Here is a 12,396-nt window from a genome sequence, read left to right on the forward strand (position 1 = left end):
AGCCAGACGTATAAGCCGGACTGGAATCTGGAAATCAAGACGCCCATGAACGTAAGGCTCATGAGCGTAATAAGATAAACTAGGCTCCATCGCTGCACATGGGGGGTGGTTTTAGAAACGCTCCATATCACCATCCAGATAAAGGCTACAGCAAGCTCAAGTCCTGCGAAGAGCGTTAAATCGATCATCCAGTTAAAAGCTGAAAACAATATTGCGGGCAATATGGTAATCATCAGCATTACGCGCAATATCGACCTACGATCCGCGACATCAACAGGTAAGCTCACTCTCAGGTCCTTGAATCAATTTAACGGTCATCTCACGTCAAGGGACGCAAGTAGGAAATATACCTTTATAGGGTAATCAGAACTGCTGATGAATAATACTATGAATCGGCAAAAAGACATCTAGTTACTTCGTAGTCAATGATAACGTACAGCTCTGGAAGGATGCTCTCCTTCCAGAGAACTTCTAGAGGCTGAGGGTATGGGCCGGCCAGTATTCGCGATCACCGGTTGGTATCAGGCCAACGTCTTGACGCTAAGCGATCCACTGGTTAACGCCAGCAACCCATGCACCACTTGTCGAAACCGCTGTTCATTGAGCCGGCGATGCAGAAGCCGATGACTGCTTCTAGGGTGTAGGCCAGGACGCCGCTGGCCGAGTAGGAGCTATGCCTTCCCGGGGACGCGTGGCCTGGGACCATTGAGTTGCATCTCGATGAAAGGAGGTAACTGTGGCACTGCTGATCGGGCGAATGCGGGGTCAGATGAAGCTGTCCGTCAACATAGGCTGGCTGGCATTCTGAACGCATGCGCCTCAGGCAGTCCCAAGTACATCTTTACTGCCTGCATATATGGTCAGACTCTCCACCGAGGTGCTGCCCTGTCGGCTTCTCATGTTTCACCAGAGGGCACACTGCCATGGTGCGGCTGAAATTTTCCATTGAACTCACCTATGGCGCGCTGGATGCGAACTGTGACTTTTTGCTCAATATTCATCCTGCCGTCACGGCCAGCCAGCAGGTGCTCAGCTAATCGCTGCGCATCAACCAGCCCTTACAACAGCAACTGTTCATGCATAACGCGTGACGGCACGCGGTGGTTGAAGGTACGTGCCAACAGTGGAGAGCTGGTGGCTCGCTACGAGGGGCTGTTGGAGATTTACCACACGGTAGAGGACCCCTGGACCCTGCAAGAGAGGCATCGGCCCGATCGTCGCCGTTGGGCCCCGCACCGCAAACCTGCCAGCCGCCAGAGCCGGTGATTATGTCGCCTGCGGGTGTCCGCCTGGAGCGAACGCCCTGCTACCCCAAGGCACCATCAAGGTCGGTGGCCAAGGGACTGCAGTTGGCTTACCTCAGCCGAAATAATCCTGCATCCAGTCAAACAGGGTATCGCTGCCCATATCCGCCAGCGGGATCTGCTTGAACTCACCGCCGACTTCTTCTGCTCTGGTCACGAACTGGTAGAGCACAATGCCCGGCTGCTGGTCATGCAGGATCAGGGTTATCCGGCGGGGCCGCGGCTCCTGCCTTGTGGACGCGTAGAGAATTCGTAGCCGTATGGGCAATTAAACAAATAAGCGGGTCGACCCACCAAGGATCAGCGGGATACCATCGATCTGCACCCATTGCCCCAGGACAAAGACCATGTCTGATACCGACACCCTGCAAGCCCTGAAAACAGCGTTCACTTTCATGCCCAAGCCGGTAGAAGTAACCCGATTCGAATATGGCGACGATGCCAGCAGGATTCTTGAGCAGATCAATTTCGTGCGCGAGGTATTGATCACCCATGGAATAGACCCCGATGAGGTCGCCGGAGACATCAATCCGATGAGCACGCCCAACTCTTGCTATTGAGAGCAACCGGCGAGGGGTTCAACCACCGCAAGGCCACGACTCCTACCAAGCGATCCAGCCGCTGGAGTACAAATACCGGGCCAGCATCACGATGCACACTGTGACCACCAGCAGTCGCAGCTTGTTGGGATTGAACGGAAGCTCGCACGCAAAGCAGGCTCGATTAACGTTCATCTGACGCAATCAATTTCGATTCCCGGCCGATCGGCTTCTCTGTCAAGATAGGCTGGCTGGCATTCTGAACGCGATGCGCCTCAGGCAGTCCCAGGTACATCTTTCCTGCCTGCAAGCAGGGTCATACTCTCGGCGGGGTTCTGCCCTGTCGGCTTCTCATGTTTCACCAGAGGATACTCTGCCATGGTGCGGCTGAAATTTTCCATTGAACTCACCTATGGCGTGCTGGATACGACCTGTGACTTCCTGTTCAACATTCATCCGGCCATCACCGACAGCCAGCAGGTCCTCAGCGAATCGCTTAGCATCAACCAGCCCGTGCAACAGCAACTGTTCATGCAGAACGATGACGGCACGCGGTGGTTGAAGGTACGCGCCAACAGTGGAGAACTGGTGGTTCGCTACAAGGGAGTGGTGGATATTTACCACACGGTAGCGGACCCCTGGACCCTGCAAGAGATGGCGGTTGCTGACTTGCCGATGGATCTATTCAATTACATCTATCCCAGTCGCTATTGTGAGTCAGACCGCTTTCAGGCGCTGGCCAATTACGAGTTCGGTCACATGCAGCCCGGTTATAACCGCGTGCTGGCCATCCGTGACTGGGTATTCAAGAGAACCCGATATACGTCGGGCAGCTCGGGCAGTAGTACCTCTGCCGTGGATACACTGACCGACCATGTAGGCGTATGCCGCGACTTCGCCCATCTGATGATTGCCATCTGCCGCGCCCTGAACATGCCGGCACGCTTTGTTTCCGGCATCGAGTACGGCGCGAATCCTGCTTTCCGGCCGGCGGATTTCCATGCCTACGTCGAGGTATTTCTCAGTGGTCGCTGGTATCTGTTTGACCCCAGTGGCGTGTCTCCCGTCATGGGCCTTCTTCGCCTCGGCACCGGCAGGGATGCGGCCGATGTGTCCTTCGCCACGGTATTTGGTGCGACAAACCCCGCGCTACCGGTGATTGCCATTGAGGCGATCCAGGGTTCCCAGCAGGGGCTCGAACTGCCCGTGCATCAGGACAATGCGCTATCAACCGCAGGCGCACCCGCGACAGAATTTCAGCGTATCTGGTGAACAAGGTTGAGGCGAAGTCTGGGTCAGATGAAAGTTTTCGATTAATGTTCATCAGAACCCAATTTATCCCCAACCCTACAAGTGGACCCGCGCCAATGAACCGCTCTTGCTTCCGCAGGCTTCGCACCCTACTCAGGAACTGTGTTTTTGATATCCGCTGGAAGCTCGGCATGTTCAAGAAGTCGAAACCGACTGTTTGCGGTCACCTTACCCACCTTCCGGACGGCGAGCTTTATTACATCTCCCCGCGAAACAAAGCCGCCAGCACCGTCCGCACGCCGCTGGGGGAAATCGGGGTCAGATGAAGGTTTCCGGCAGAAACCGCGAATAATTTTCATCTGAACCCATTTGTTCGTACAGGCAAAAGGCAAGACCTGACCCTGAGCTCTATTCTTAACCGATACTTTTTACCGCGCGCGCTACCGTGCTCGAATAACCGCGTCCGGGGTACGGCAACAGACGATCGGTTTCGGTCTTGACCACTGCGTAGCATTCACAGCTCAGTTTTTCCAGTTGAGCACGATCTAGTACCTTGATCTTGCCCCGATTGTAAGAGATGGCGCCCAGTTCCTGCAGTTTACCTGCGGCTTCGGTAACACCTTCGCGGCGCACACCGAGCATGTTGGCAATCAGCTCCTGCGTCATGGTCAGATTGTTGTCTGGCAGCCGGTCCAGGGAGAGTAAAAGCCAGCGGCATAATTGCTGGTCAATCTTGTGATGGCGATTGCATACAGCGGTTTGCGCCATCTGCGTAATCAGTGCCTGGGTGTAGCGCAACACCAGCACCATCAAGTCGCCATGGCGGTTGAACTCGTCCTTGAGGCGACGACTCTGCAGACGGTAGGCCCGCCCGGCACTTTGGATTATTGCTCGGCTGGGTGTGCTTTCGCCGCCCATGAACAGGGAGATACCAATCAGGCCCTCATTGCCGATCACAGATATTTCTGCAGATGCGCCGTTTTCCATGACATAGAGCAGCGATACGATGCAATCAATCGGGAAATACACATGGGTCATGACATCGCCAGGCTCATACAACACCTTGCCCAGCGCCATGTTGACAAGTTCCAGATGCGGCAGGAGGCGTTCGGCCGTTTCCTCCTGCAAGCCTATCAATAGATGGTTCTGTTGCGGTGAAGCAAGCATTGGCGGCAAGGCTGGCTCAATAGTCTTGGAAATACTCATGCGAATGTCTCTTATCGGATTTGGGCAAAATTGACACCCAAAATCCCAACCGGTTAAGTCATCCGGTTATGGGTTGAATGTGCGCTAGCAGACACAGTGCGCTTAATTGTCAGTGCCGTCGCGAAACCAATGTTGCGCAAGCCAATCAGTCTGATTGATCTCTGACCAGATCAAAGAGTGGAAAAGGGGTCAGTTCAATCTGACCCCAATTGACGCCAGGTCGCCAAAAATCCTGCGAGACCCCTGATCCTGGAGATTTCGCTATGCGCCCTAGCGCACAGACGGAACCTTTATCTCTTCATTAAGCTGCTACTGCGCGAGGTACTACCTATCGCGCCCTACCGGGAATTTATCCCTAATTGAGAACACCATGAAAAAGAATCTGAACAAGTTGTTGTTGGCATCGAGTATTTCCCTCGTTCTGGCTGGAGCAAGTGCAACAGCGCTCGGTCAGTCGGCCTCGAAGGAGGTAAACAATGCCCGACACGAAGCACAGATCGAAACCACCTACACCTTGAGTCCGTATCTGCGCAGTTACGAGATTGATGTCGATGTGATTGATGGCAAGGCCACCCTGAGCGGTATTGTTGATGAAGAAATATCCAAGGATCTGGCACGCCAGATAGCGCTGGGCGTAAAGGGCATTGAGTCGGTGGATAACCAGATTGAGGTCAAGAATGACCATGTCAGAGAAGCACGCACTGGCAATGAACGCAGCTTCGGTGAGGTTGTTGATGATGCGTCCATTACCGCTGCAGTGAAATCCAAGCTGCTCTGGAGTACCTACACCGATGGCATGGATACCAAGGTGGAAAGCCGCAATGGTGTGGTTACCCTGACGGGAACGGCTGGCAATGCCGAGTCGAGGGAGCTGGCAAACATGCTGGCGCGCAATACCCAGGGCGTCCGTGCGGTTGACAATCAGCTGACGGTTACAGCCGGCAAGAGCAAGACGGCTGAGACTAAAGCCGCCGTCAAAGATGCAGGCCAAAGCGTTTCAGATACCTGGATCACCACCAAGGTTCGCTCAACCTACCTGATGTCCAACAATATTCAGTCCAGAGATATTGATGTCACCACCAGTGAGGGAGTTGTAACCCTGAGCGGCACAGTTCAAAGCGCTGCTGAGAAGGCGCTGGCAGTTGAGCTTGCCCGCAACATCAAGGGCGTCACCCGTGTTACGTCACCAGAGCTGAAGCTCTGATATTAAAGACCTTCATGGGCGCCTGCTTTCAGGGCGATTGCTGGGAGACGGCCTGGAGTAATGGGCCGTTGTCCCTATATACAACAGGAGACATTTCATGCTCGAGACCTTGATAGTTATTCTAATCATACTGTGGGCCCTGGGCCTGGTTTCTTCCTTCACGATGGGTGGGCTTATCCATATCCTGCTGGTAATCGCCCTGGTGGTAATCGTCATTCGCGTTTTACAGGGCCGACGGCTCTGAGGCGCACAGGATTGATGATGGATCCGCGGATAACCTCCTGCCGCGGATAAGTACCTGAATGCGAGCCCTGATACCGCTATGGTCATTTCCATAGTGGCTCCAGGGCTTTTTTGATTGCGGTGTGCCGTGCCTCAAATATGGCTGCGCGCCTCATCGGCGCGTCTGTTGAGGTGCTGGGATTAATGTTCATCTGACCCCATTTATTCCTTGGTCTTGAGCGCCTGAGCGAGGCGTTAGCCGCTGCGTGGCACCTGGTTGTCATGTGCAAGAGAACGCATAAAAAGCAGCCTTGCCATACCGCCAATCCGTGTTTGCAGTTATTCAGCGCGCGAGCCTACAATGCTGTAAGTTCGAGCCAGCAACACCATCCCCCAGAGGAAATCCCATGTCATTTTTAATTTATATGATCGGCCTTGCTTTGACAGTCGCCGGCATTGCGTGGGGGCTAGTAACCGCAGGCGTGGATACACTGTACATCGGCATCGCCTGTCTGATTGTTATGGGCATCGGCATCATGATGGCGGTTTCACGTACTCGCTCCAAGGATTCGCCGAGTTAATCTCTACAATCAGCCGGAGTGACAGGCAGTGACTGTTGAGAAAATTAGGGTCAGATGAAGATTTCCGATTAATGTTCATCTGACCCCAACTCACCTCTAGCTGTAGGCAAAAGGCAAGACCTGAGCTTGCGCTTATCTAAAGTGACATATTCCACGACAACGCCAACCAGATATCCGGGTCCTGACCTCCGGTGGTGGTGTTGGCACTGAATCTCAGGCTGCTCTTCGCGTAGTTGAATACTGCGCCTGTTGACCAGTGCATCCAGGTACGGTCATCACGGCCGCTGTCTATCCTGAAGAGCTGCCCACCATTGATACCCGAGACGCTCGGGGCGCTGTTGTTGAAGCGGTGCACGCCTTCTGCTCCGGCGATCAAGGCCAACCGAGGGGTAAGCGGGTAGCGGGCGTTGATGCCAAGGCGTGATTCGCTGACGGCCTGTGTGCTGCTGGCAAAATAGGCGGGCAGGCTACCGGACTCCTCGGTGTAACTGTCGACCTGGGTCTCGATCCAGGACAGATCCACAAAGGGCGAAAAATACGTGCCATAGGCATGCAGAGCATTTTCCCAATCCAGTCTGGCGCGCAGGGCCCAGGTGTCAGTCCGGGTGTCACCCTTGGACGCATCCAGCGTCAGACCGTTGCTGTAGCCGCGCAGCGCATCTGCGTTGGCATGGTTGTAGTACAGAGTGGCAGTGGCCCACAGGTCAGGACTGAGGCTCTGCAACGGCGTGATGAGTTCAAGCAGAAGATATTGGCCGTCCAGCTCCTGCCGACCATTGAACGGCGTCTGCTGTTTGCTCCAGGACTTGCCGACCGCAAGGCCAATTTGCGTGCGGGCTGCATTCAATACCTTGCAACCGCCAATCTCGGCCAGCGCCAGCGTGTCATCGTTACCACCAAGGTTATTGCCACCCCAGTCGCCGGCAGCCCAGATGCAATGATCCGTGCCCGGCGCGGCGCGCATATCCAGTGGATGACCATGGTTGCCATGCAGAACCAGTGCAGCGCTGTTGGTGGCTGCCACTGAAATCTGTGCCTGTCCTGCCAGGCTCTGGTAATAGGTCGCAAGATTAAAGACCGGCGCAATCACCAACTGCAGGGTCGATTCCTTCTGGATGTTGTAGTCGGCCAGGGTGCGTCCGTCTTCCAACTCCTTGCCAGCAAAAAACAGGCGCTGATTCTCTGGGGCAATGCCCTCTTTTTCTTGAATTTTGGACCTGACATTCTCGATGGTGTCGTTTGCCTCAACCTCAAGCGCGATACTCTTGCCCCCGTCGGTTTTGACGAAAATCTGCAGGGCCAGTGCCTGTGAGGACAACACGCACGCGAAGACAAACACCGAAAGGCGCGCGAGCGGCGCCCGTGACAAAATTGACAGCATGACTAATCCTTAGGAGTGAGCTGCAAAAAAGGTCAGCCACAATAACGGCGCTCTATCCAAGGATTCAACATAATTTGCAAAGGAGTCATTGGGCGCACACGGCTTTGATTCTGCTGGTAGGGTGCCAGCACGCTTTGTTCACAGAGCATTATCTTGCCGTGCGCTCTATTTGAATCACACCGGGGTTCGTGGAGACCTCAACGCTTGAAAGAAAAATTCAGGGTCAGATAAGTTGATGTATATCTGATCTCAATTACCCCACGTTGTCAGCGCAAATCTGGCAGAAACGACAGCCCCGACGCGGTAACCAGCAAGGGTCTTGTCCAGTGCCATATGCATTTCTTTTACTTATAGCTATAGGCAAAAGGCAAGACCTGACCTTCAACCCCGGCTTAACTCCTGACAGATTTACTGCGTAGAGGCTGCCTGGAGCGCTTGCCAGGTGGAGGTCCTAGCACGCGTTACTGTATGAAGCTATAAGGTGCTGGCAAGCTCATTGGTGCTTTTTCGCTTAACCAACAGCCTTAAAAATCAACAACGCCCCCGTCACCGCCAGCAACCCATACACCACCTGCCGAAACCGCTGCTCATTCAACCGATGATGCAGGTATTCCCCCAACAATACCCCAATGACAAGTAGCGGCAAATAAACCACAAGCCTGGGCAAACTGGGTATCAGGCTGCCGTCGAAGAGGAACAGGGTGGTCAGGCAGCTGTTCAGGGTGAACCACACCACCAGCAGGGTGGCGCGCATGCGGCTCTTGTCGAGCTGGATACCGCCGATGGCATACACCAGCAGCGGGCCGCCGGAGGCGAACAGGCCGTGGGTGATGCCGGCGCCGAAGGTGAGTGCGCGGCTGAGCATGGGTGGGTGCGGGGTGATCACGATGCCGCGGGCCATGCGCCAGAGCTCGCGGCTGGCGAACCAGAGCACCAGAATGCCGAACAGCAGCTTGAGCAGGTCGGCGCCGAGCCAGGGGCGGGTAACGTAGCCGGCCAGGGTGCCGAGCAGCATCAGCGGCAGGATCAGTTTGAGCAGCACGGGCCAGTAGATGTGCCGGCGGTTGCGCCAGACCAGGTAGCCGGTCATCAGCACGTTGAGCGGGACGACTACCGGCATCATGGCGGGGATGGGCAGGATCAGGGCACCGAGGGAGAGGGCGATCACCAGGCTGCCGAAGCCGGTGATGGCTTCTACGGTGTAGGCCAGCAGGATGAATACGCCTAGCCAGATCCAGGGGTCAATCAGCATTGGTGGGCCTTACTTGGAAAATTGTGGTGAGCTGGTAACCCGAAGGTCAAGATGGATCCCCGCCTGCGCGAGGATGACGAGACCCTCCTAGAGGGGCACTGTTTTGGCATGGGTTAGCGTAACTCGCCGGCGAAGCGTTTGCGTACCTGGCGCAGATATAAAGACGGCGCGATGCGCCAGAGCAGACTGCCAAAGCGCGAGACCGGCTCCGGGAGTATCCAGCGTTTGCCGTCTTTCAGGCCTTTGTCGATCAGTTCGGCCATCCATTCGGCGCTGCGCATGCCGCCGACCATCGAGCGGGGATGCTTGGCAGTGCTGCCGTCGCGGCCCAGGGCGTGGTTCTCGATGGGGGTGTCGAGAAAGCTGGGGTAGGCCATGAGGATATGGATGCCGTCGGCTTCCAGTTCCAGGCGCAGCACTTCGAAGAACTGCGTCAGTGCACCCTTGGCGGCGCAATAGGCGGCGCGCCCCGGCACGGGCATCCAGCCGGCCATCGAGCCGATGCAGACGATGCTGCCGGCGGATTCGCGCAGCATGGGCAGTGCAGCCATGGTCAGCTCCACCGGGCCTTGCCAGTCCACGGCCATGACCTTGCGAAACACCGCAGGGTTGGTCTGGTGCGCGGGTGAGCGGTGGGTGATGCCGGCATTGTTGACCAGCAGATCGAGGCGGCCGAAGCGGTGCTGCACTTCGTCGATCAGGTAGCTGATGTCGGAAGCCTGGGTAATGTCCATGGTGACGGTCAGTACCCGCTCGGCATCACCCAGTGCCTCGGCGCGGGCGGCCAGCCCTGCTTCATCGATGTCGGCCAGTACCAGGCTGTGGCCGGCAGCGAACCAGTGGCGCGCCATGGCCCAGCCGAGGCCGGAGGCCGCCCCCGTTATTAGTGTTACGTGCATGGGATACCCTTTTTTATTATTTGTTTGCGGCGCGGTTTCAGCGTTTCAATCCGTTCGCTTCGACAAAATACTCGAACGTTTGCGCGGAGGTCTTGGCCAATGGATAGCCGAACTCTTCCTTCAACCGTCGGTTGCTCAGTACCGGGCGGTAGCGCAGGAAGTTCACCTGCTCCGGGCCGGTCGGCTTGCCGCGCCATTTTGCTATCTGCAGCCCGGCTTTGACCAGCCATACAGGCAAGGTCAGCAGCGGCTTGTTCAGCCGGTCGGCGATCTCCGCCATGGTCAGCGCACCGTCACCGGCCATATTGAAAATGCCGGTCTTGTCTTCGCGGATGCCCATTTCCATCGCGCCGATCACGTCCTGATCCCAAATGAATACAAAGGGCGAGTCACTGCCCTTGAGCGCCAGAATGCGCGGGGCCATGAACAGGTTGGTGATCTGATTGCGCGTCTCGCTGCCCAGCACCGTGCCGGGGCGAAAGATCAGCTGTTGCAATTGCGGATGCTGCTGGCGGTAGTCAGCCAGCATCTCCTCGATCTGCCGCTTGTGATCGGAGTAGGCGAACTCGGTATTGCCGCGTAGCGCGTCCTGCTCGTCGATCCAGGCCGGGTTGTCGGCGTGGTAGCCGTAGGCTGCGCCGGAACTGGTGACGGTGAAATGCTGCACGCCGGCCTTGATGCAGCATTCGAGTACGTTGCGCGTGCCGTTGACGTCGATGTCGTAATCCCGCGCCCGATCCGGTGATGCCTGGAGGATCGAGGCCAGATGCACCACATGGGTGATCTGCTCGCGCTGCAGCAGGTCGGCCAGGGCCGGGTCACGTACATCGGCCATCTCCAGGGGGAAGCGCAGGCCGTCGCGTCCGCGCAGGTCGGTGCCGATCACGAGATAATGCTCGGACAGCCGGTTGCCCAGCTGGTGTCCGATATAGCCGGCCGCGCCGGTGATCAATATGCGTTTAGTCATGTGCGGTGCGTGCCCAGATTTGTGAAAGTGTGATGCCCGACACCAGGTGCCAGACGCCCCAGAATGCGGTGATCAGCATCATGCCGCCCGCCTCCGGGAAAAACGTGAAGAGGATGACCAGGCCCAGCCCCGAGTTCTGGATGCCCACCTCCATGGTCACCGCCCGGCGATCGGCGACCGGCAGTTTGAGCAGTACCCCCATGCCGTAACCCAGTGATAGGGCCAGCAGGTTGTGCGCGACGACCAGCCAGAAAAAGCTGTGGAAACGCTCCAGGAACAGGTCGAAATTGTTCGAGAACGCGATCGCGACAAAACCCAGAAACACCAGCAGCGATGCTATGCGCAGGGGCTTTTCGCTGCGGGCGACCAGTTCCGGCAACTTGCGCCCGGTCACCATACCCAGCACCAGCGGCAGCGCGAGCACCAGTAACACCAGCAGCAGGATGCCGCCCGGCTCCAGGGTGATCTGGGTCAGGTACTCGCGGGTATGCGGGTTGAGCCAGCCGTAGAACGCAAAGTTCAGGGGCGTCAGCACGGTGGCGGCCATGCTGGATACCGCAGTCATGCTGACTGAAACCGCGACATTGCCGCGGGCCAGCCAGGTCATGATGTTGGAGAAGCTGCCGCCCGGGCAGGAGGCGACCAGAATCATCCCCAGCGCCAGCTCGGGATCGATCTGCAGCGCCCAGGTGAACAGACAGGTGGCCAGCGGCAAGAGCAGAAACTGGGCGACCAGCCCGGCCAGGGGTGCGATCGGCGCCAGCGCGATGCGCTTGAAATCCTCCAGGCGCAGGCTCAATGACACGCCGAACATCATGCAGGCCATGATGACGTTGAGCAGGATCAGGCTGGCCGGGTCGAATTCCATCGGCAAGGCGCCACTCATGCTGCGGGCACCGGTTGGGGTTCCTCCACCTCGAGTCCGCTTTGTAGCTCGGTAATGTGCTCGGCCAGCGTTTTCAGGTATTCATCCTTGTTGACGTAATAGGCCATGCGCGGCAGCTTGATGTAGTCGTAGCCGCCATCCAGCGTCACCCCTGCCCGCTCGCGTTTGATCGTGTCGAACGCCTTGGCCGCCTCTGCGTTCTGCTGGTGCCGGCGTATATACAGTGCCACCAGCCTGGCTTGTTGGTTGCGCCCTTCCCAGCCGAGGCCCGCCGCCTCGATCATGCCCATCATGAACAGGTTATCGTGCTCGGGATGGAACACGTTCATGTAGAGCCGGGGCGCGTCTTCGCTGGCGGGCCAGTTCAGGTACTGGCGATCGATGAACGGATAGTCCAGCAGGTAGCCGGTGGACATCAGGATCAGATCGTATTCTTTGCTCTGGCCATCGGTGAAGGTGACCTGCTTGCCGCTGATCTTGCTGATGTCGCGGCGCGGCTGAATATCGCCATGGCCGAGGTGATGCAGGATCAGCGAGTTGATCACCGGGTGCGATTCATACAAGCGGTAATCAGGGTCGGGCAGACCATAATCGGAGGGCTTGCCGATGATCATGCGGATCATCGCGCCGTCGATACGTTGCTTGAGCGGGCGCGGCAGCTTGACCTTGCCGCCCAGGGTGTCGATGGGTCGGCCTTTGACGAA

At 57.0% G+C, this 12,396-nt stretch carries 13 protein-coding genes and 1 pseudogene; 5 read left to right on the top strand and 9 right to left on the bottom strand.

Annotation, left to right across the window (positions count from 1 at the left end):
* Both ABYA88_RS13495 and ABYA88_RS13500 read right to left on the bottom strand, forming a co-directional pair.
* Positions 1-287 (bottom strand): hypothetical protein (locus ABYA88_RS13495; protein ID WP_373187896.1); only part of this gene is annotated, 287 nt, incomplete at its 3' end.
* Positions 288-1,359: 1,072 nt separating this feature from the next.
* On the bottom strand, positions 1,360-1,572 hold the full coding sequence (locus ABYA88_RS13500) for a hypothetical protein (protein ID WP_373187897.1): 213 nt from the start codon (positions 1,570-1,572) through the stop codon (positions 1,360-1,362).
* 79 nt (positions 1,573-1,651) lie between these two features.
* Here ABYA88_RS13500 and ABYA88_RS13505 point away from each other — a divergent pair, with 79 nt between their 5' ends.
* Together ABYA88_RS13505 and ABYA88_RS13510 are read left to right on the top strand one after the other, a co-directional pair.
* Positions 1,652-1,864, top strand: coding sequence for a penicillin-binding protein (locus tag ABYA88_RS13505; RefSeq protein ID WP_150276385.1), 213 nt, complete (start codon positions 1,652-1,654; stop codon positions 1,862-1,864).
* Positions 1,865-2,221: 357 nt separating this feature from the next.
* A complete protein-coding gene (locus tag ABYA88_RS13510; RefSeq protein ID WP_373187898.1) occupies positions 2,222-3,115 on the top strand; it encodes a transglutaminase family protein in 894 nt (297 codons plus the stop codon).
* 393 nt (positions 3,116-3,508) lie between these two features.
* Here ABYA88_RS13510 and ABYA88_RS13515 read toward each other — a convergent pair whose 3' ends face one another.
* The gene (locus ABYA88_RS13515) at positions 3,509-4,300 is read right to left on the bottom strand and encodes a Crp/Fnr family transcriptional regulator (RefSeq protein ID WP_373187900.1); all 792 of its coding nucleotides are present in this window, start codon (positions 4,298-4,300) and stop codon (positions 3,509-3,511) included.
* 370 nt (positions 4,301-4,670) lie between these two features.
* Here ABYA88_RS13515 and ABYA88_RS13520 point away from each other — a divergent pair, with 370 nt between their 5' ends.
* The 3 genes from ABYA88_RS13520 (at position 4,671) to ABYA88_RS13530 (ending at position 6,307) form a co-directional block, all read left to right on the top strand.
* Entirely contained in the window at positions 4,671-5,504 is an 834-nt protein-coding gene (locus tag ABYA88_RS13520) for a BON domain-containing protein (RefSeq protein ID WP_373187902.1), read from the top strand.
* 97 nt (positions 5,505-5,601) lie between these two features.
* Positions 5,602-5,748, top strand: a complete 147-nt coding sequence (locus tag ABYA88_RS13525) for a lmo0937 family membrane protein (RefSeq protein WP_373187903.1) — start codon at positions 5,602-5,604, stop codon at positions 5,746-5,748.
* 385 nt (positions 5,749-6,133) lie between these two features.
* Positions 6,134-6,307, top strand: coding sequence for a hypothetical protein (locus ABYA88_RS13530; protein WP_373187904.1), 174 nt, complete (start codon positions 6,134-6,136; stop codon positions 6,305-6,307).
* 136 nt (positions 6,308-6,443) lie between these two features.
* On the opposite strand, the gene ABYA88_RS13535 is transcribed toward ABYA88_RS13530, so the two are convergent.
* The 6 genes and pseudogenes from ABYA88_RS13535 to ABYA88_RS13560 form a co-directional block, all read right to left on the bottom strand.
* Entirely contained in the window at positions 6,444-7,688 is a 1,245-nt protein-coding gene (locus ABYA88_RS13535; RefSeq protein WP_373187905.1) for a ubiquitin-like protein, read from the bottom strand.
* A 511-nt stretch (positions 7,689-8,199) separates the two neighbouring features.
* Entirely contained in the window at positions 8,200-8,940 is a 741-nt protein-coding gene (locus tag ABYA88_RS13540; protein ID WP_373187906.1) for a sulfite exporter TauE/SafE family protein, read from the bottom strand.
* A 113-nt stretch (positions 8,941-9,053) separates the two neighbouring features.
* Positions 9,054-9,839 (bottom strand): SDR family oxidoreductase, encoded by a 786-nt coding sequence (locus ABYA88_RS13545; protein ID WP_373187907.1) that lies wholly within the window; start codon positions 9,837-9,839, stop codon positions 9,054-9,056.
* 37 nt (positions 9,840-9,876) lie between these two features.
* Positions 9,877-10,806: an SDR family oxidoreductase gene (locus ABYA88_RS13550; RefSeq protein ID WP_373187908.1), complete on the bottom strand. Its 930-nt coding sequence runs from the start codon at positions 10,804-10,806 to the stop codon at positions 9,877-9,879.
* The gene (locus ABYA88_RS13555; protein WP_373187909.1) at positions 10,799-11,692 is read right to left on the bottom strand and encodes a bile acid:sodium symporter family protein; all 894 of its coding nucleotides are present in this window, start codon (positions 11,690-11,692) and stop codon (positions 10,799-10,801) included. The genes ABYA88_RS13550 and ABYA88_RS13555 overlap by 8 nt, the downstream gene beginning before the upstream one ends.
* Positions 11,689-12,396: pseudogene (locus tag ABYA88_RS13560) on the bottom strand (NAD(P)/FAD-dependent oxidoreductase); the annotation flags it as partial. The pseudogene ABYA88_RS13560 and the gene ABYA88_RS13555, both read right to left, overlap by 4 nt.

Origin of the sequence: Halopseudomonas sp. (genome assembly GCF_041579695.1) — a bacterium.
GTDB lineage: Bacteria > Pseudomonadota > Gammaproteobacteria > Pseudomonadales > Pseudomonadaceae > Halopseudomonas.